The organism is Streptomyces longhuiensis, assembly GCF_020616555.1.
GTDB classification, from domain to species: Bacteria; Actinomycetota; Actinomycetes; order Streptomycetales; family Streptomycetaceae; genus Streptomyces; species Streptomyces longhuiensis.
Genome location: NZ_CP085173.1, coordinates 7,529,458 through 7,548,362 on the forward strand (window position 1 = coordinate 7,529,458; position 18,905 = coordinate 7,548,362).

Below are 18,905 nucleotides of genomic sequence, written 5' to 3' on the forward strand. Positions count from 1 at the left end.
AACCAAGCGGTTCGGGGCCCTTCGGACGTACAGGTGCGGGTTACGGCAGCTGTGCGGCGCGTGCCTCGCGGCGGTTGTCCCGGAAGTTGTTCACCCTCCGGGCCGTGGCGAACAGCGGGATCACGGCGCCGAGGACCAGCTGGAGCGCGCAGCCGGTCTGGAGCAGCAGCTGGCCGCCGGGGGCGTCGAACGCCCAGGCCGCCAGGAGCCCCATCGCCGCCACGATCCACCCCAGCATCGCGACCGCGAGCGGACCGCGCGGCTTCGGGTACTCGACGCGGCTCACCATCAGCCAGGCCGTCCCGATGATCGCGAGGACCGTGGCCACGAACGGCAGCTCGAGGAGCACGATCGACACGACCGTGAGCGCCCCGAAGGGGCTCGGCATGCCCTGGAAGGTGCCGTCCTTCACCGTGACGCACGAGAATCTCGCGAGCCTCAGCACGACGGCCAGGAGCACCACGATGGCGCCCACCGCCGCGACCCGCTGATGCGCGTCGTCCGCGACCATGCCGTACACGAGGACGAAGTAGGCGGGCGCGAGGCCGAAGCTGATGAGGTCCGAGAGGTTGTCCAGCTCGGCGCCCATCGGCGACGAGCGGAGCTTGCGCGCCACCAGGCCGTCGAACAGGTCGAAGATCGCCGCGGCCAGCATCAGGATCACGGCCGTGGCCGCGCTGTGCCGGGCCATGCCCGACTCCTGGCTGCCCTGGAGGTGCGGGATCAGGATGCCGGTGGTGGTGAAGTACACCGCCATGAAGCCGCACGTGGCGTTACCGAGCGTGAGGGTGTCCGCTATCGACAGGCGCAGTGAAAGCGGCATTTCCTCCGCTTCGTCCGCCTCCTCGGCCTCGGGCACCCACCCGGCCTGCGTCTCTGGATCAGTCACGGTCAATGCGAGTCACCCCAGCCACGGTCTTCTGACCGACCTCGACCGCGACCTCGACACCCTCGGGGAGGTAGATGTCGACGCGCGACCCGAAGCGGATCAGACCGATGCGCTCGCCCTGCTCGAGCTTGGTGCCCTGCGGGACGTACGGGACGATCCGGCGGGCGACCGCGCCGGCGATCTGCACCATCTCGATGTCGCCGAGCTCGGTGTCGAAGTGCCAGACAACGCGCTCGTTGTTCTCGCTCTCCTTGTTGAACGCCGGGACGAACCCGCCGGGGATGTGCTCCACGGACGTCACCGTGCCCGCGAGGGGCGCGCGGTTGACGTGGACGTTCAGCGGGCTCATGAAGATCGCGACCCGGGTCCGCCCGTCCTTCCACGGCATGATGCTCTGCACCACGCCGTCGGCCGGGGAGATGACCCGGCCGGGGGCGATCTCACGCTCGGGGTCGCGGAAGAACCACAGCATGCCGGCCGCCAGAGCGGTGGCGGGTACGGCTACTGCGGCGGCCTTCTTGGAGCGACGCGAACGGGCCAGGCTCAGGGCGGCTGTGGCGACGGTCGGCAGGAGCCACGGCGATGCTCCGCGCGCAATGCGTCCACCGAGGACGCCGTCGCGTGGTGCAGAGGTTTGGCTGTGGGGCATGGATGACCTTCGTAGCGGATGATGCCGCGCTCTGTACGGGGGGACGGCGGCTTTTCCGGGATGCTATCGGTTGCGGGCCACAACTGGGCAAGCCAGGAAGCTGAGTCGGCGGCTGAAGAGTGCTGACAGGGTGTGATCTTCTTCTCGAACAAAACACCCTGTAGCGGACATTCAGCCCTGGAATCGATACTCCTCGAGCAGGCGGCGGCCAATGATCATTTTCTGGATCTCGGCGGTACCTTCACCGATCAGGAGCATCGGTGCCTCGCGGTAGAGACGCTCGATCTCGTACTCCTTGGAGAAGCCGTAGCCGCCGTGGATCCGGAAGGCGTCCTCGACCACTTCCTTGCAGTATTCGGAGGCGAGATACTTCGCCATTCCTGCTTCGAGGTCGTTTCGTTCCCCGGAGTCCTTTTTGCGTGCTGCATTGACCATCATCGCATGGGCGGCCTCGACCTTGGTAGCCATCTCCGCGAGCTTGAACTGGATGGCCTGGTGCTGAGCGATCGGCTTGCCGAAGGTGTGGCGTTGCTGGGCGTACGAAACCCCCAGCTCAAACGCACGCTGCGCGACACCGCAGCCACGTGCCGCGACATTCACGCGGCCGACTTCGACTCCGTCCATCATTTGGTAAAACCCTCGGCCGGTCTCGCCGCCGAGCACCCGATTGGCCGGAATGCGTAGTCCGTCCATGATGAGTTCGGTCGTGTCGACGCCCTTGTAACCCATCTTGTCGATCTTCCCCGGGATCGTGAGGCCGGGGCGGACCTCTCCGAAGCCGGGCTCCTTCTCGACGAGGAAGGTCGTCATCGACTTGTGGGGCGCCGTACCCTCGGGGTGTCCTTCGTCACTCTTGACCAGAACGGCCACCAGAGACGACGAGCCGCCGTTCGTCAGCCACATCTTCTGGCCGTTCAGGACGTACTCGTCCCCGTCCTTCACCGCCTTCGACGAGATCGCCGACACGTCCGAGCCGAGCGCCGGCTCCGACATCGAGAACGCGCCGCGCGTCTCGCCCAGCGCCATGCGCGGCAGGAAGTGGTCCTTCTGCTCCTGCGTGCCGTGCTGCTTGAGCATGTACGCCACGATGAAGTGGGTGTTGATGATGCCGGAGACCGACATCCAGCCGCGGGCGATCTCCTCGACGCACAGCGCGTACGTGAGAAGGGACTCGCCCAGGCCCCCGTACTCCTCGGGGATCATCAGGCCGAACAGGCCCAATTCCTTGAGGCCGTCGACGATCTGCTGCGGGTACTCGTCGCGGTGCTCCAGCTCGGTCGCGACCGGGATGATCTCCTTGTCCACGAAGTCGCGGACGGTGGAGAGGATCTCCTGCTGGACGTCGGTGAGACCGGCGGTCTGGGCGAGTCGCGCCATGGCTACTTCTCCTGCGACTTGAGTTCCGGGCGGCCGGGCTGCTCGCCGCCGCGCTCCTTGATGTACGTCTCGGTGGGGACCATGACCTTGCGGCGGAACACGCAGACCAGGGTGCCGTCCTGCTTGTAGCCCTTGGTCTCCACGTAGACGATCCCGCGGTCGTTCTTCGAGCGGGAGGGCGTCTTGTCGAGGACCGTCGTCTCGCCGTAGATCGTGTCGCCGTGGAAGGTCGGCGCGACATGGCGCAGCGACTCGATCTCGAGGTTCGCGATCGCCTTGCCCGACACGTCCGGGACGGACATGCCGAGGAGCAGCGAGTAGATGTAGTTCCCGACGACGACGTTCTTGCCGAAGTCCGTCGTGTTCTCCGCATAGTTGGTGTCCATGTGGAGGGGGTGGTGGTTCATCGTCAGGAGGCAGAAGAGGTGGTCGTCGTACTCCGTGACGGTCTTTCCGGGCCAGTGCTTGTAGACCGCGCCGACCTCGAACTCTTCGTAGGTGCGTCCGAACTGCATGGTGCTCAGGCCTCCGGGGCTTCGAACTTGGAGGTGCGCTGCATGCCCGCGGCGCGTCCCTTGCCGGAGATGACCAGGGCCATCTTGCGGCTGGCCTCGTCGATCATCTCGTCGCCCAGCATCGCCGAGCCCTTCTTGCCGCCGGCCTCCGACGTGCAGAAGTCGTACGCGTCCAGGATCAGCTCGGCGTGGTCGTAGTCCTCCTGCGAGGGCGAGAAGATCTCGTTCGCCGCGGCGACCTGGTCCGGGTGCAGCACCCACTTGCCGTCGAAACCGAGGGCCGCGGCGCGCTTGGCGACCGCCTTGTAGCCCTCCTGGTTGCGGATCTGCAGGTAGGGACCGTCGATCGCCTGGAGGTTGTTGGCGCGGGCGGCCATCAGGATCTTCATCAGGATGTAGTGGTAGGCGTCGGCGTCGTAGCCGGGCGGCTGCTCGCCGACGACCAGGGACTTCATGTTGATGGAGGCCATGAAGTCGGCCGGGCCGAAGATGATCGTCTCGACACGCTGGGAGGCCGTCGCGATCGCGTTGACGTTGTTGAGGCCCTGCGCGTTCTCGATCTGCGCCTCGATACCGATCTTGCCGACCTCGAAGCCCATCGTCTTCTCGATCTGCGTGAGCAGCAGGTCCAGCGCGACGATCTGCTGCGCGTCCTGGACCTTCGGCAGCATGATGCAGTCGAGGTTCTGGCCCGCGCCCTCGACGACCGTGACGACGTCGCGGTACGTCCACTCGGTCGTCCAGTCGTTCACGCGCACCACGCGCGTCTTGCCCGTCCAGTCACCCTCGTTCAGGAACTTGACGATGGTGTGCCGCGCCTCCGGCTTGGCGAGCGGCGCGCAGGCGTCCTCCAGGTCCAGGAACACCTGGTCCGCGGGCAGACCCTGGGCCTTCTCCAGGAAGCGGGGGTTCGATCCCGGGACCGCGAGACACGAGCGGCGGGGACGAAGACGGTTGATGGGCGCGGTCATGCGGGGACCTCCAGAGGGTCGAGCTTGTTCGCTTGCCGGATCTCGTCGACGATACGTCCGATGATCTCCGTGATGCCGAAGTCCTTGGGGGTGAAGACGGCGGCCACGCCCGCGCGCTTCAGGTCCTCGGCATCGCCGTTGGGAATGATGCCGCCGACGATCACCGGGATCTCGGTGGCGCCCGCCTCGCGCAGCCGGTCGAGGACGTCGGGCACCAGCGCGGAGTGCGACCCGGAGAGGATCGACAGGCCGACGCAGTGCACGTCCTCGGCGAGCGCGGCGGACACGATCTGTTCGGGTGTGAGCCTGATGCCCTGGTAGACCACCTCGAAGCCCGCGTCACGGGCCCGGACGGCGATCTGCTCGGCGCCGTTCGAGTGCCCGTCGAGGCCCGGCTTGCCGACCAGCAGGCGCAGCTTGCCGCCGAGTTCGTCGCCGGTGCGGCGGACCTTCTCGCGGACGAGGGCGAGCGGCGTGCCCGCCTCGGCCGTGACGGCGACCGGCGCCGACGAGACGCCCGTGGGGGCGCGGAACTCGCCGAACACCTCGCGCAGTGCGTGTGACCACTCGCCGGTGGTGACACCCGCTCGGGCGCATTCGAGCGTGGCTTCCATGAGGTTCTCGTTGCCGGCCGCGGCCTCCTTCAGACGCTCCACGGCCTGCTGGGTGGTCGGGTAGTGGAACGGGTCGCCCATGCCCTGCCGCTCGCTCGACTCCTGGCGCGTGGTGCGCCACTCGTCGATGGCCCGCACGACCCGTGCCTCGACCTGGTGATCCACCGTCATGATCGCGGCGTCCAGGTCGGCGGTGAGCGGGTTCGGCTCGGTCGACTCGTGGATGTTCACGCCGACGATCTTCTCCTCGCCGCCCTCGATCCGCGCCCGCCGCTCGGCGTGCGAGGAGACGAGCTGCGACTTGAGGTAGCCGGACTCGACGGCGGCCATCGCGCCGCCCATCTCCTGGATCCGCTCGATCTCGGCGAACGAGTCGGCGACGAGCTCGTCGACCTTCTTCTCGATGACGTGCGATCCCGCGAAGATGTCCTCGTACTCCAGCAGGTCGCTCTCGTGTGCGAGGACCTGCTGGATGCGCAGGGACCACTGCTGGTCCCAGGGGCGGGGCAGGCCGAGCGCCTCGTTCCAGGCGGGGAGCTGGACGGCGCGGGCGCGGGCGTCCTTGGACAGCGTCACGGCCAGCATCTCCAGGACGATGCGCTGGACGTTGTTCTCCGGCTGGGCCTCGGTCAGGCCCAGGGAGTTGACCTGGACGCCGTAGCGGAAGCGGCGTTGCTTCGCGTTCTCGATGCCGTATCGCTCGCGTGTGATCTGGTCCCAGATCCGCCCGAACGCCCGCATCTTGCACATCTCCTCGATGAAGCGGACACCCGCGTTCACGAAGAAGGAGATGCGGGCCACGACGTCCCCGAACTTCTCGGCGGGGACCTGCCCTGAGTCGCGTACGGCATCGAGAACGGCGATGGCGGTGGACATCGCGTACGCGATCTCCTGGACCGGTGTGGCCCCCGCCTCCTGGAGGTGGTAGCTGCAGATGTTGATCGGGTTCCACTTCGGCATGTGCCGGACCGTGTACGCGATCATGTCCGTCGTCAGCCGCAGGGAGGGACCCGGCGGGAACACGTGCGTGCCCCGCGACAGGTACTCCTTGACGATGTCGTTCTGCGTCGTGCCCTGGAGCTGGGTGATGTCCGCGCCCTGCTCCTCGGCGACGACCTGGTAGAGCGCCAGGAGCCACATGGCGGTGGCGTTGATGGTCATCGAGGTGTTCATCTGCTCCAGGGGGATGTCCTGGAACAGCCGGCGCATGTCACCGAGGTGCGAGACCGGCACCCCGACCCGGCCGACCTCGCCGCGGGCGAGGATGTGGTCCGGGTCGTAGCCGGTCTGCGTCGGCAGGTCGAAGGCGACCGACAGACCCGTCTGGCCCTTGGCGAGATTGCGCCGGTACAGCTCGTTGGACGCCTCAGCCGTGGAGTGACCGGCGTACGTGCGCATCAGCCACGGCCGGTCCTTCTGGCGCTCAGTCATGTTCCGCTACTCCTCAGGGGTTCAGATGTTGCGGAAGCGGTTGATGGCGTCGATGTGCTGGGCGCGCAGTTCCTGGTCGCGGACGCCCAGGCCCTCCTTCGGGGCCAGCGCGAGGACGCCGACCTTGCCCTGGTGGAGGTTGCGGTGCACGTCGTAGGCGGCCTGGCCGGTGTCCTCGAGCGAGTACACCTTCGACAGTGTCGGGTGGATCTTGCCCTTGGCGACCAGGCGGTTCGCCTCCCACGCCTCGCGGTAGTTGGCGAAGTGCGAGCCCACGATCCTCTTGAGGGACATCCACAGGTAGCGGTTGTCGTACTCGTGGTTGTAGCCGGAGGTCGAGGCGCAGGTGACGATCGTGCCGCCCTTGCGGGTGACGTACACGGAGGCGCCGAAGGTCTCGCGGCCCGGGTGCTCGAAGACGATGTCGACGTCCTCGCCGCCGGTCAGCTCGCGGATGCGCTTGCCGAAGCGCTTCCACTCCTTGGGGTCCTGCGTGTGTTCGTCCTTCCAGAACTTGTAGCCCTCGGCGTTGCGGTCGATGACCGCCTCGGCGCCCATGGCCTCGCAGATGGCGGCCTTCTCCGGGCTGGAGACGACGCAGATCGGGTTGGCGCCACCGGCCAGCGCGAACTGCGTGGCGTATGAACCGAGTCCGCCGCTGGCGCCCCAGATCAGGACGTTGTCGCCCTGCTTCATGCCGGCGCCGTTGCGTGAGACGAGCTGGCGGTACGCGGTGGAGTTCACCAGGCCGGGGGCCGCGGCCTCTTCCCAGCTCAGGTGGTCCGGCTTCGGCATCAGCTGGTTGGACTTGACGAGCGCGATCTCGGCGAGGCCGCCGAAGTTCGTCTCGAAGCCCCAGATGCGCTGCTCGGGGTCGAGCATCGTGTCGTTGTGGCCGTCCGAGGACTCCAGCTCGACGGAGAGGCAGTGCGCGACGACCTCGTCGCCGGGGTTCCAGGCGTTGACGCCGGGACCGGTGCGCAGCACGACGCCCGCGAGGTCGGAACCGATGATGTGGTACGGCAGGTCGTGGCGCTTGGTGAGCTCCGACAGGCGTCCGTAGCGCTCCAGGAAGCTGAAGGTGGACACGGGTTCGAAGATCGAGGTCCAGACCGAGTTGTAGTTCACGGAGCTGGCCATGACGGCCACGAGCGCCTCGCCCGGGCCGAGTTCGGGGACCGGCACGTCGTCCAGGTGGATCGACTTGCGGGGGTCCTTGTCCCGGGTGTCGAGGCCGGCGAACATCTCCGCCTCGTCCTTGTGCACGGTGATGGCGCGGTACGACTCGGGGAGCGGCAGAGCGGCGAAGTCGGCGGAGGTCGACTCCGGCGACTGAATCGCGTCCAGGATTTCCTTCACGGTATTGCCTCCGGCGATGCGTCCCAGGGGGACGTTGAGGGGTACGTCGGGGTGGAGAGCTGCTGTGTGGGTGAAGAGGTGCCGTCGGTTCGGCGGGGGTGTTGCTACGGCAGCGCTTGGTCGGCGCGAGAAGTTTGCCTGTGACGCAGGCGTCCGGGCGCACTCGCCACGGTTTGGGGTGGCTTGTGGGGACAGCCGACGTACGGAAGTTCTCTGTACGCCGGCCGCCCGGACACATTCAACGTATGGCACCGCGTGCCAGTCGGCAAGACACTGGGTGCCACAAGTTTTTGAGCGATGATCGATCAGTGCAGGTCAGGGGTGGTGTGGCTCGATGGCACCGGAGGTCATCGGCGGCCCTGAGCTGCGTCTCAGAAGCCCTGGAGGGGGTCCATGGGGGCCTTTGGGGGCCTCCGGGTGGCCGGGGCTGCGCGGGGGTGGGATGCGGCGAGAGGGCGGCTCGCGGGTCGCGCGTCTTGTGGCCGGGCGGCACCTCGGTCCTGGCGCTTGGCCGGCCGGCACCGGTGGAGCGCAGCCGCCGCCCTCCGCGGGCCGGGCGCGCCGATCGCGCCGGACGGCCTGCTGGGGGCGGCGGTGGTCGCCGAGCGGGCCCACGCCGGGGGTGTCCGGGGGTCCGCGCCGGGAGCGCAGGGGGAGGGCGGAGGGCCGGGGGAGCGCCGGGTGTGCGGTTCTCCGAGAGAGGCCTCAACAGCCCCTGTTCGCCGAGGAGTTGAGGAAATCTCCGACGAGGCTAGCCGCGGTCCCGCAGCGCCTTCTCGATCGTCCCCATGATCTCGTCCAGCGGCGCGTCCGTACGCGCCACGGTGACCAGGACGTCGCCTCCGGTGCTCACCGAGGCGGCCGGGGTGCCGGCGGTGGTGGTGTCCCGGCCCGCGCCGATGCCCGTACCGAACGTCTTGCGGACGATCGCGAAGGCGTGGTCGAGCTGGTTCTCGACGTCGCCCTGGCCGCCGGCCCGCAGCCAGCGCCGCAGCACGTGGTTGTGGGCGGTGACGACGGCGGACGCGGCGACCTCGGCGAGCAGCGGGTCGTCATTGCCGTGCTGGTGGGCGTGCTCGTCGAAGTGGCCGAGGAGATAGCGGGTGAACAGCCGCTCGTAGCGGGCCACCGAGGCGATCTCGCGCTCGCGCAGGGTGGGTACCTCGCGCGTGAGGCGGTAGCGCTCCACCGACACGGCGGGCGACGCCGCGTACATCTTCATGACTTCCTTGATGCCGCGGCACACCGTGTCGAGCGGATGCTCGTGCGCGGGCGCCGCGTTGAGGACCGCCTCCGCCCGGATCAGGGTGTCGTCGTGGTCCGGGAAGATCGCCTCTTCCTTGGAGCGGAAGTGGCGGAAGAAGGTCCGCCGTGCTACGCCCGCCGCGGCCGCGATCTCGTCGACCGTCGTGGCCTCGTAGCCCTTCGTCGCGAAGAGTTCCATCGCCGCGGCCGCCAGCTCCCGGCGCATCTTGAGCCGCTGGGCGGCGGCGCGGGACCCCGCGGCGCTCTCCGGAGCGTCGGGCGTGGGCGTCGTACGGGAGGACTTGGCGGCCTTGGACATGCCATGAACGTACTGCATATGCGCGGTGGCGTGCGCCCGAGCGGGGTTCCCCCCGCCCGGGACCAGGGCGGGGGGTGTGAGGCCGGGCGGCCGCAGCAGCCCGCCCCAGTCCGTGGGGCGGGCGGTGCCGTTGCCCGTGGGCCGGTCAGCGCCGGGCATATTCGCGGAAGCCGCGGCCGGTCTTGCGGCCGAGGCAGCCCGCGGCCACCAGGTGCTCGAGCAGTGGCGCGGGGGCCAGGCCCGGGTCGCGGAACTCGCGGTGCAGGACCTTCTCGATGGCCAGCGAGACATCGAGGCCGACCACGTCGAGGAGCTCGAAGGGACCCATCGGGTAGCCGCCGCCGAGCTTCATCGCGGCGTCGATGTCGTCGAGCGTCGCGTAGTGCTCCTCCACCATCTTGATCGCGTTGTTCAGGTACGGGAACAGCAGCGCGTTCACGATGAAGCCCGCGCGGTCACCGCAGTCCACCGGGTGCTTGCGGATCTTCGCGCACACCTCGCGAACGGTGGCGTGCACGTCGTCACCGGTCAGCACGGTCCGCACGACCTCGACGAGCTTCATCGCAGGGGCCGGGTTGAAGAAGTGCATGCCGATCACGTCCTGCGGGCGCGAGGTCGCGCGGGCGCAGGCCACGACGGGCAGCGACGAGGTCGTGGTGGCCAGGACCGCGCCCGGCTTGCACACCTTGTCGAACGTCCCGAAGAGCTGCTGCTTGATCTCCAGGTCCTCGGCGACCGCTTCCAGGGCCAGGTCGACGTCCGAGAAGGCGTCGTACGAACCCGCCGGAGTGATCCGGTCCAGGGTCTGCGCCGCCGCCTCGGGGGTCATGCGGCCCTTGTCGACAGAGCGCGAAAGAGACTTGCCGATACGGGACTTGGCCTTCTCGGCCTTCTCCTCGCTGCGCGCGGCGAGCACCACGTCGTAGCCCGCCTTCGCGAAGACCTCCGCGATGCCGGACGCCATGGTCCCGGAGCCCGCGACGCCGACCGAGCGGATCGTGCGCGCGCCGGCCACGGCCTCGCCGGCGAGCGGGGTGAGCGCGTCCCGCACCACCTCGGAGCTGCCCGGCTCCGTGTAGGTGTAGAAGCCGCGCCCCGACTTGCGGCCGGTCAGACCCGCCTCGCTGAGCTGCTTGAGGACGGGCGCCGGCGCGTGCAGGCGGTCGCGGGACTCGGCGTACATGGCGTCGAGGACCGTGCGCGCGGTGTCGATGCCGATGAGGTCGAGCAGCGCGAGGGGACCCATGGGCAGGCCGCAGCCCAGCTTCATGGCGGCGTCGATGTCCTCGCGGGAGGCGTACTTGGCCTCGTACATCGCGGCGGCCTGGTTCAGGTAGCCGAAGAGCAGGCCGTCGGCGACGAAGCCGGGCCGGTCGCCCACCGCGACGGGCTCCTTGCCCAGTTCGAGGGCGAGATCTGTGACCGCCGCGACGGCCGTGGGCGCGGTCAGCACCGACGAGACCACCTCGACGAGCTTCATCGCGGGCGCCGGGTTGAAGAAGTGCAGCCCGAGGACGCGCTCGGGGCGGGCCGAGTCGGCGGCGAGCCGCGTCACGGACAGGGCGTTCGTACCGGTCGCGAGGATCGTCTCGGGCCGCACGACGGTGTCGAGCTCCCGGAAGATCTGCTGCTTGATCTCGTACGACTCCGGAGCCACCTCGATGACGAGGTCGGCGTCGGCCGCGGCCTGGAGGTCCGTGAACGTGCGGAAGCGGGCGAGGACGTCCCGCCGCTCGTCCTCGGTGAGGCGCTCGCGGCGCACCGCACGCGCCGTCGAGGCCTCGAGCGCGGCGACGGCCTGCTTGGCCGCGGCCTCGCTGACGTCGATACCGATGACCTCACGCCCGGCGCGGGCGAGCACCTCGGCGATGCCGGTGCCCATCGTGCCGAGGCCGACGACCGCGACGGTCGGGAGGGTGGCCGGGGATGCGGGGGACAGAGGAGCGTCCATCTGGGACTCCAGGAGGGAGGAGTGACGACTGAGGGGCACACGCGGATACGCCGACGGGCGCACGGAGTGCGGGAATTCGAGCCCGGACGCGACGCACGCAGGCGTCCGGTGAATCGGTGAGAGGAAGATTCGGCGGGCCCTGTCCCGGGGCCGCGCCGTACTGCGGTACCTGAGGCACCGAACCGACTGACACTCTCGGCGGCTGCGTCACCAGGCCGCCAGGAGTGGGGTGCGGGGAGTGTGCCCCGCTCAATTGAGGTTAACCGGCGAGTAACGAGCGCGCCAGTCCTCGGCGTTCATCAGTCTCTGTGATCTACGTCGCCGGGGCCCCGGGCCTGTCTACGCTGGACCGCATGGACGAAGAGTTGCGATCGGTCACGGAGCGCTTACGGGCCGAGTCGGGGGCCTCCCCTCTCCTCGACCGCCTCGCGGCGACCGGCGACGTGGACGAGCTCGCGGCCGTGCTGACCGAGCCCGGTCGGCAGCTGTGGGCGCGGGAGCTGGCGGCGTACCGCCTGGGAGTGGCCGGGGACCGCCGGGCTTTCGAGGCGCTCGTCCTGCTCCTCAACCACCGCGACCCGGCACGCTGTGCCACCGCCGCGCACGCTCTGGCCGCGCTCGGCGACCCGCGCACCGCACGCGCGGCCGCGGCGCTCGCCACGAACGAGCTGCGGGTCGCGTACGCGCTGCACCCGGTGCGGCTCCTGGCCGCGCTGCGCGCGCCCGAGTCCGCGCCGGCGCTGATCACCACCCTGGAGCGGCGCCTCGGCCCCCGCGATCCCTACCGCGCGGTCGCGCTCGCGTGCGTGGAGGGGCTCGGCGGCCTCGGGGACGCCCGCGCCCGGCCGGTCCTGACCGAGGCCCTCGCCCACCCGGCGCTCGCGGAGGCCGCGGTGCGCGCGCTCGCGCGACTGCCCGAGCAGCGTGAGAGCCCGAGCGGCGTCAGAGACTGACAGCCCGCGCGTAGCGCACTTCCGGTACGAGTTCCCCGCCCGCCTCGTACGGCTCCTCGGCGCCGTCGGGGGCGAACCCGGAGCGTTCGTAGAACCTGCGGGCGCGGGTGTTGCCCTTGACCACCCACAGGCGTATCCGCTCGTAACCGGCGACGGCGCAGCGGTCCAGGCAGCTGTGCAGGAGGGTGCGGCCCACGCCCGTGGACAGCTGGCCGTCGTGCACGTAGATCGCGTACAACTCGGCTTCCCCGGGCGGGAGATCGTCGTCGCGGGACGGGCCGTGACAGGCCCAGCCGACGATGTCGCCGGCGCGTTCGGCGACCACGTTCACCACGGACGAACCGGCCCGCGCGAGACGCTCGCGGCGGCGTGCCGCGTCCTCCTCGATGCTCAGCGCGGCGAGGAAGGGCGCGGGCATCAGGCCCGCGTACGCCGTCCGCCAGCCGCGGATCCGGATCCCGGCCACCGCCTCGCAGTCGGCGTCGGTCATGTCCCGGACGCGGATCTTCGCCGCCGGGACCGAAGCTGGGGCGGTGTCGTGGGCCCGAGGGGTGCTCATGCGCCCATCGTGACCCGGCGGACACCGCCCCGGCCAGGGTATGCATCAAAGGGGAGTGCTCAGCCGCGGAAGCCCATCAGCCCGTGCAGGCGCACGCCGCGTGACGGATGCGGGCTGACGGCACCCTTCTTCGTGAGCGGCTTGGGCTCCGGCTGCTTCTTGCACGTCGCGTCGGCCTCGCCGCTGCCGCGCGGCACCTTGCCGGTGCGCAGGTAGTCGGCCAGGTACCGGTCCAGGCAGGCGTTCCCGCTCAGGCTGACGCCGTGGTTCTCGCCGCCCTGCTCGACCACCAGGCTGGAGCCGCGCAGCTCGCGGTGGACGGCGACCCCGCCCTCGTACGGCGTGGCCCCGTCCTCGGTGGCCTGGAAGAGCAGCGTCGGCGGCAGGTCGTCGTTGGACACGTCCGGCACGTCCAGCGGGCTCGTCGGCCAGAACGCGCACGGCGCGTTGTACCAGGCGTTGTTCCAGGTGGAGAAGGGGGCCTTCTCGGCCGCCTGCCAGTTGTCGTCGCGCCACTGGTTCCAGTCGCGCGGCCAGCGGGCGTCGCGGCACTGCACGGCCGTGTAGACGCTGTAGCCGTTGTCGCCCGCGGCGTCGACGGCGCCCAACTTCTTGTACGCCGCGACCAGCGGGGCCGGCTTCTTGTCCTTCACGTACGCCGCGAACGCCTCGGCCAGATAGGGCCAGTAGCCGTTGTAGTAGCCGCCCGGCAGGAAGGTGTCCTCCAGCTCGGCGGCACCGACCTTCTTGCCCGCCGGCTTCTTCTGCACGGCGTCGCGCATCGCGTACCACTCGGCCTCGACCTTCGCCGGGTCCTTGCCGAGCTTGTACGTCGCGTCGTGCCGTGCGACCCAGGCGAGGAACGCCTGATGGCGGGCGTTGAACGCATGGTCCTGGCCCAGGTTGTCGTCGTACCAGACCCCGCCCGGGTCGACGATCGAGTCGAGCACCAGGCGCCGCACGCGCTGCGGGTAGAGCTTGGCGTAGACGGCGCCCAGGTAGGTGCCGTACGAGTAGCCGAAGTAGTTGATCTGCCGCGCGCCGAGCGCCGAGCGGATCGCGTCCATGTCCCTGACGGTGCTCACGGTGTCGAAGTACGGGAGTACGTCCGCGTACTTCGTGGTGCACGCCTTCGCGAACGCCTGCGCGCGGTCGAGGTTGGCGCGCTCGATCGCGGGGGTGGACGGCACGCTGGGCGGGCGCACGGCGGCGAAGTGCCCGGGCCGGCAGTTCAGGGCCGGTTTGCTCTTGCCGACGCCGCGCGGGTCGAAGCCCACGACGTCGTACTGGGCGGCGACGTTCTTCGGCAGCTCGCGTGCCACGAAGCCCGCCAGTGACAGGCCGCTGCCGCCGGGGCCGCCGGGGTTCACCAGGAGCGGGCCCTGTGACGTCTTCGCGGTGTGCCGGACCCGGGACAGGGCGAGCGTGATCTGCTCACCGCCCGGCCGGTCGTGATCGAGCGGCACCCGCACCGAGGAGCACTGGAGCTTCGGGTAGTTCTTGGTGCCGCAGTCCTTCCAGGTGAGGGCTGCGCGCTGGACGGAAAGGGTCGGGGCCGCGGCGGCCGGTGCCACGGCGAGCATGCCGGCCACCATGGTGGCGGCGCCGCACACGGCGGCTGCGCTTTTCTTCATCGGGCCTCCCAGGACGGAGGGTTCGGGGCCGCGAGCGCGCGGCCCCCGCGGCATGGTCCCCGAATCCAGGCCTAGAACGTCCTGTTCTGCGCAGAGTTGACCCGATTGGCGTGTACGTGTCCGGGAGTCGCGCGATCAGAGAAGCGTGAGCTGGGTGGCCGCGGGGGCGGGCTCCGGCTCATGGCGTGCGCGCAGCCGCCGCGGGCTCTGCGCGCGCGAGGGTCCGATGCCGAACTCCGCCGCCAGCTCGTGCACCTGACGGGTGATCCGACGCTGGTACCACTTCGGCGCGTAGGCGCCCTCCGCGTACAGCCGCTCGTAGCGCCGCACCAGGTGCGGGTGGTGCTGCCCGAGCCAGGACATGAACCACTCGCGTGCCCCGGGCCGCAGATGCAGCACGAGCGGGGTCACGGAGGTCGCCCCGGCCGCCGCTACGGCCCGTACGGTCTCCCGCAGCTGTCCGGGGTGGTCGCCCAGGAACGGGATCACGGGGGCCATGAGGACCCCGCAGCCGATGCCGGCCTCGCCCAGGGCGCGGACGACGTCGAGGCGGCGCTCCGGCGCGGGCGTGCCCGGCTCGACGGTGCGCCACAGCTCGCGGTCGACGAAGCCGACGGACACCGAGACGCCGACGTCGGTGACCTCGGCGGCCTGCCGCAGCAGGTCGAGGTCGCGCAGGATCAGCGTGCCCTTCGTGAGGATCGAGAACGGGTTCGCGTAGTCCCTGAGCGCCTCGATGATCCCCGGCATCAGCCGGTATCGCCCCTCCGCGCGCTGGTAGCAGTCCACGTTCGTGCCCATCGCGATGTGCTCGCCGTGCCAGCGGCGTGAGGCGAGGTGGCGGCGCAGCAGCTCCGGCGCGTTCACCTTCACGACGATCTGGCTGTCGAAGCCGAGGCCCGTGTCGAGGTCCAGGTAGCTGTGGGTCTTGCGGGCGAAGCAGTAGACGCACGCGTGCGTGCATCCCCGGTACGGGTTGACCGTCCACTCGAACGGCATGCGGGAGGCGCCGGGCACGCGGTTCACGATCGACCTGGCCCGGATCTCGTGGAAGGTCACGCCCGCGAATTCGGGTGTGTCGAACGTGCGGGTCGTGACGGTGTCCGCGCCGAACAGCGCGGCGTCCGCGACCCTCCCTGTCGGGATATCGGCCGGATTCTCCGTGAGGTTCTCCCAGCGCATGACGCCTCCTAGCTAGCACTGGGCACAGAATAGAACACATGTTCCCTTGATCGTGCGACCCCGATTTTGGCGGCCGATGCGGAGGGTGGTTGGCTTGGGCTCCCTCTCGAACATTGAGAACACCGACTGCTGGAGGAAGTGCCATGGCGCAGGTCGAGGCCATCACGGAGCGGGTCATCGCCGCCAAGCCGGACGACGTATTCGACGCGCTCGCCGACTACAGCGGCACGCGCGCGAAGCTGCTGCCCGAGCACTTCAGCGAGTACGAGGTCCGCGAGGGCGGCGACGGCGAGGGCACGCTCGTCCACTGGAAGCTCCAGGCCACCAGCAAGCGGATCCGCGACTGCCTCCTCGAGGTCGGCGAGCCCACCGACGGCGAGCTCGTCGAGAAGGACCGCAACTCCTCGATGGTCACCACCTGGCGCGTGACCCCCTCCGGCGAGGGCGCCTCCCGTGTCGTCGTCACCACCGTGTGGAACGGCGCGGGCGGCATCGGCGGCTTCTTCGAGAAGACCTTCGCCCCCAAGGGCCTCGGCCGCATCTACGACGAGATCCTCACGAAGCTCGCCGCCGAGGTGGAGAAGTGACCCCGATGTAGTGCTCACCGTTTCGAGTGGTTTTCCGCTCGCGCGCGGTTGTACGCCGTAGGGCTCCCACCGGCGCATTCGCGCCCGGAACCCGCCGGAGCCGCCCCTCGTCGCGCTTGCCCGCAGTTGTCGCGTAATGCGAGAAATATGCGGCGCAGGCGCGACGAGGGGAGCGACAGGTGGGCACGACGACGCTGGTGACGAGTGAGCCGGGGCCGGTGCCGGCGACGGAACCGACCCCGCACCCCGAGCCCCAACCGGCCGCGGAGCAGCGGCAGTTCCCCGACCACGGCCTCAGCCCGAGCCGGGTCCGGATGGTCTTCTTCGGACTCATGCTGGCGCTGCTGCTGGCCGCGCTCGACCAGATGATCGTCGCCACCGCGCTCCCGAAGGTCGTCGGCGAGCTGCACGGCCTCGACAAGATGTCCTGGGCGATCACCGCCTATCTCCTGACCGCCACCATCGGCCTGCCGATCTACGGCAAGCTCGGCGACCTCTTCGGCCGCAAGGGCGTCTTCCAGTTCGCCATCGCCGTCTTCGTCGTCGGCTCCGCGCTGGCCGGCTGGTCTCGCACCATGGACGAACTCATCGCGTTCCGCGCCGTCCAGGGCATCGGCGCCGGCGGTCTCATGATCGGCGTGCAGGCGATCATCGCGGACATCGTGCCGCCCCGCGAACGCGGCCGCTACATGGGCCTCATCGGCGCCGCGTTCGGCCTCGCCTCCGTCGCGGGCCCGCTGCTCGGCGGCTACTTCACCGACCACCTCACCTGGCGCTGGTGCTTCTACATCAACGTGCCCTTCGGCCTGGTCACGCTCGCCGTCGTCACCGTCGTCCTCAAACTGCCCCGCCCGACGACCAAGGCCAGGCTCGACGTCCTCGGGGCCCTGCTGCTCGCGGCGGCATCGACCTGCCTCGTGCTGCTGACCAGTTGGGGCGGCACCGAGTACGCCTGGGGTTCGCGCGTCATCCTGGGGCTCGCCGCCGGAGCGGCCGTGACGGCCGTGCTGTTCGTCGTCGCCGAGCGCTTCGCCGCCGAACCCATCATCCCGCTGCGGCTGTTCCGCGACCCCGTCTTCAACATCACCGGCCTGGTCGGCATGGTCATCGGCATCGCCCTCTTCGGAGCGGCCAGTTACCTGCCGACCTTCCTCCAGATGGTCGACGGCGCGAGCGCCACCGAGTCCGGGCTGCTCATGCTCCCGATGATGGGCGGCATCGTCATCGCCTCGATCGTCTCGGGCCAGCTCATCAGCCACACCGGGCACTACAAGGTCTACCCGATCCTCGGCGGGGCCCTCTCGACGCTGGGCATGTGGCTCCTTTCCCGCCTCGAAGTGGACACCCCGCGGCTGCACTACAGCCTCTTCATGGCCGTGCTCGGCGCGGGCATCGGCCTGATCATGCCGGTCCTGATCCTCGCCGTGCAGAACGCCGTACGCCCCGCCGACATCGGCACCGCGACCAGCGCCAACAACTACTTCCGGCAGATCGGCGGCAGCGTCGGCGCCGCGATCTTCGGCACCCTCTTCGCCGACCGGCTCGCCGACGCACTCGCGGACCGGCTGCCCAAGGGGGCGGGCCTGCCCGACCCGGAGTCCATCACCCCGCAGCTCGTCCACGCCCTGCCGCCCGCGCTGCGCGACGGCTACATCCAGGCGTACGCCGACGCGATGCCCCGGATCTTCCTCTACCTCGTCCCGGTGCTCGTCCTCGGCCTCGTGATCGCCTTCTTCCTCAAGGAGACACCCCTGTTGTCCAGTGCCGCCCCCCACAGCGCCCCGAGCGGCGAGACCACCTCCGTCCCCTCCCAGCCCCGGCCCCCGTACGGCGCCGGCGTCCCCGTCTGCGGCATCGTCCAGCACTCCGACGGGACCGCGGTGCCGCGCGCCGCGCTCACCCTCATCGACGTCGGCGGCCAGCAGATCGGGCGCGGCGCGAGCGGTGACGACGGCCGGTACGCCCTGTCGACACCCGGCTCCGGAAGTTACGTCCTGATCGCGGCCGCGGGCGGACACCAGCCCCAGGCCGTGACCGTCACCGTGGGGGAGCGGCCCGTCGACCTCGACGTCGTCCTTGGCGGCGCCGGGCGGCTCGCCGGAAGCGTGCTGACCGCCGACGGCGCGCCCGTGCGCGACGCCACCGTGACCCTGACCAACGTCCACGGCGAGGTCGTCGCCACGACCCGCAGCGGACGCGAAGGCAGCTACGTCATCACGGAACTGGTGGCCGGCGAGTACACGCTCGCCGGGAGCGCGCCCGCGTTCCGCCCCGCCGCGCTCCCCGTCACCGTGATGGCCGCGCGCGAGACCCGCCAGGACGTCGAACTCGCGGGCGGCGCCGTGCTGCGCGGCACGGTCAGGGCCGGCGGCGGCCGCCCCGTCGAGGACGCGCGCGTGACGCTCCTCGACGCGGCGGGCAACGTCGTCGACACCCTCACGACCGGTATCGACGGCACGTTCCGCTTCGTCGACCTGTCGTCGGGCGAGTACACCGTGATCGCCGCCGGTTACCCGCCGGTCGCCACGGTGCTGCACATGGCGGGCGGCGGCCGCACGGAGCGTGACCTGCAACTGGGCCACGAGGACTGAGCGTTGGGGGCCGGGCAGGGCGCCCGGCCCCGGCCCGCCGCGCCCGTTCAATTCGGCCGATGCAGCCCCCTGTATCCCC

The 18,905-nt window shown here is 70.0% G+C and carries 15 protein-coding genes; 3 read left to right on the forward strand and 12 right to left on the reverse strand.

Translation table 11 applies throughout. From position 1 onward, the window contains the following. Positions 1-40: 40 nt before the first annotated feature. The 9 genes from pssA to LGI35_RS34460 form a co-directional block, all read right to left on the reverse strand. Positions 41-895, reverse strand: a complete 855-nt coding sequence (gene pssA, locus LGI35_RS34420; protein ID WP_100591520.1) for a CDP-diacylglycerol--serine O-phosphatidyltransferase — start codon at positions 893-895, stop codon at positions 41-43. After that, positions 882-1,538, reverse strand: a complete 657-nt coding sequence (locus LGI35_RS34425; RefSeq protein WP_227298183.1) for a phosphatidylserine decarboxylase — start codon at positions 1,536-1,538, stop codon at positions 882-884. The genes pssA and LGI35_RS34425 overlap by 14 nt, the downstream gene beginning before the upstream one ends. A 171-nt stretch (positions 1,539-1,709) precedes the next feature. Continuing rightward, on the reverse strand, positions 1,710-2,915 hold the full coding sequence (locus LGI35_RS34430; protein WP_227298184.1) for an acyl-CoA dehydrogenase family protein: 1,206 nt from the start codon (positions 2,913-2,915) through the stop codon (positions 1,710-1,712). Positions 2,916-2,917: 2 nt separating this feature from the next. Beyond that, entirely contained in the window at positions 2,918-3,430 is a 513-nt protein-coding gene (locus LGI35_RS34435; protein WP_116507973.1) for a MaoC family dehydratase, read from the reverse strand. A gap of 5 nt (positions 3,431-3,435) precedes the next feature. Beyond that, positions 3,436-4,401, reverse strand: coding sequence for an HpcH/HpaI aldolase/citrate lyase family protein (locus tag LGI35_RS34440; protein WP_227298185.1), 966 nt, complete (start codon positions 4,399-4,401; stop codon positions 3,436-3,438). Further along, a complete protein-coding gene (locus LGI35_RS34445) occupies positions 4,398-6,446 on the reverse strand; it encodes a protein meaA (protein WP_227298186.1) in 2,049 nt (682 codons plus the stop codon). The genes LGI35_RS34440 and LGI35_RS34445 overlap by 4 nt, the downstream gene beginning before the upstream one ends. Before the next feature lie 21 nt (positions 6,447-6,467). Further along, a complete protein-coding gene (ccrA, locus tag LGI35_RS34450; protein ID WP_227298187.1) occupies positions 6,468-7,805 on the reverse strand; it encodes a crotonyl-CoA carboxylase/reductase in 1,338 nt (445 codons plus the stop codon). A gap of 751 nt (positions 7,806-8,556) precedes the next feature. Further along, positions 8,557-9,387: a TetR family transcriptional regulator gene (locus LGI35_RS34455; protein WP_227300648.1), complete on the reverse strand. Its 831-nt coding sequence runs from the start codon at positions 9,385-9,387 to the stop codon at positions 8,557-8,559. 127 nt (positions 9,388-9,514) lie between these two features. Continuing rightward, positions 9,515-11,320, reverse strand: a complete 1,806-nt coding sequence (locus LGI35_RS34460) for a 3-hydroxyacyl-CoA dehydrogenase family protein (RefSeq protein WP_227298188.1) — start codon at positions 11,318-11,320, stop codon at positions 9,515-9,517. A 353-nt stretch (positions 11,321-11,673) separates the two neighbouring features. On the opposite strand from LGI35_RS34460, the gene LGI35_RS34465 reads away from it, so the two are divergent. Continuing rightward, positions 11,674-12,273 (forward strand): adenylosuccinate lyase, encoded by a 600-nt coding sequence (locus LGI35_RS34465; protein WP_227298189.1) that lies wholly within the window; start codon positions 11,674-11,676, stop codon positions 12,271-12,273. On the opposite strand, the gene LGI35_RS34470 is transcribed toward LGI35_RS34465, so the two are convergent. From LGI35_RS34470 to LGI35_RS34480, 3 genes are all read right to left on the reverse strand, one after another. After that, the gene (locus LGI35_RS34470; protein WP_227298190.1) at positions 12,263-12,832 is read right to left on the reverse strand and encodes a GNAT family N-acetyltransferase; all 570 of its coding nucleotides are present in this window, start codon (positions 12,830-12,832) and stop codon (positions 12,263-12,265) included. The genes LGI35_RS34465 and LGI35_RS34470 overlap by 11 nt on opposite strands. Before the next feature lie 59 nt (positions 12,833-12,891). Further along, the gene (locus LGI35_RS34475; protein ID WP_227298191.1) at positions 12,892-14,466 is read right to left on the reverse strand and encodes an alpha/beta hydrolase; all 1,575 of its coding nucleotides are present in this window, start codon (positions 14,464-14,466) and stop codon (positions 12,892-12,894) included. Between the two features lie 135 nt (positions 14,467-14,601). Continuing rightward, positions 14,602-15,648 (reverse strand): Rv2578c family radical SAM protein, encoded by a 1,047-nt coding sequence (locus tag LGI35_RS34480; protein WP_227298192.1) that lies wholly within the window; start codon positions 15,646-15,648, stop codon positions 14,602-14,604. A gap of 143 nt (positions 15,649-15,791) precedes the next feature. Here LGI35_RS34480 and LGI35_RS34485 point away from each other — a divergent pair, with 143 nt between their 5' ends. Both LGI35_RS34485 and LGI35_RS34490 read left to right on the forward strand, forming a co-directional pair. Beyond that, positions 15,792-16,235, forward strand: a complete 444-nt coding sequence (locus tag LGI35_RS34485; protein ID WP_227298193.1) for an SRPBCC family protein — start codon at positions 15,792-15,794, stop codon at positions 16,233-16,235. A 179-nt stretch (positions 16,236-16,414) separates the two neighbouring features. After that, complete coding sequence (locus LGI35_RS34490; RefSeq protein WP_227298194.1) at positions 16,415-18,826, forward strand: MFS transporter; 2,412 nt, start codon at positions 16,415-16,417, stop codon at positions 18,824-18,826. Positions 18,827-18,905 lie beyond the last annotated feature (79 nt).

What these genes read in the sequence shown, in the direction of transcription:
- LGI35_RS34445 (WP_227298186.1), bottom strand. Translation starts at nt 6,446, where the DNA reads ATGACTGAGCGCCAGAAGGACCGGCCGTGGCTGATGCGCACGTACGCC.
- LGI35_RS34425 (WP_227298183.1), bottom strand. Translation starts at nt 1,538, where the DNA reads ATGCCCCACAGCCAAACCTCTGCACCACGCGACGGCGTCCTCGGTGGA.
- LGI35_RS34470 (WP_227298190.1), bottom strand. Translation starts at nt 12,832, where the DNA reads ATGAGCACCCCTCGGGCCCACGACACCGCCCCAGCTTCGGTCCCGGCG.
- LGI35_RS34480 (WP_227298192.1), bottom strand. Translation starts at nt 15,648, where the DNA reads ATGCGCTGGGAGAACCTCACGGAGAATCCGGCCGATATCCCGACAGGG.
- LGI35_RS34460 (WP_227298188.1), bottom strand. Translation starts at nt 11,320, where the DNA reads ATGGACGCTCCTCTGTCCCCCGCATCCCCGGCCACCCTCCCGACCGTC.
- LGI35_RS34440 (WP_227298185.1), bottom strand. Translation starts at nt 4,401, where the DNA reads ATGACCGCGCCCATCAACCGTCTTCGTCCCCGCCGCTCGTGTCTCGCG.
- LGI35_RS34475 (WP_227298191.1), bottom strand. Translation starts at nt 14,466, where the DNA reads ATGAAGAAAAGCGCAGCCGCCGTGTGCGGCGCCGCCACCATGGTGGCC.
- LGI35_RS34455 (WP_227300648.1), bottom strand. Translation starts at nt 9,387, where the DNA reads ATGCAGTACGTTCATGGCATGTCCAAGGCCGCCAAGTCCTCCCGTACG.
- LGI35_RS34485 (WP_227298193.1), top strand. Translation starts at nt 15,792, where the DNA reads ATGGCGCAGGTCGAGGCCATCACGGAGCGGGTCATCGCCGCCAAGCCG.
- LGI35_RS34430 (WP_227298184.1), bottom strand. Translation starts at nt 2,915, where the DNA reads ATGGCGCGACTCGCCCAGACCGCCGGTCTCACCGACGTCCAGCAGGAG.
- LGI35_RS34435 (WP_116507973.1), bottom strand. Translation starts at nt 3,430, where the DNA reads ATGCAGTTCGGACGCACCTACGAAGAGTTCGAGGTCGGCGCGGTCTAC.
- LGI35_RS34465 (WP_227298189.1), top strand. Translation starts at nt 11,674, where the DNA reads ATGGACGAAGAGTTGCGATCGGTCACGGAGCGCTTACGGGCCGAGTCG.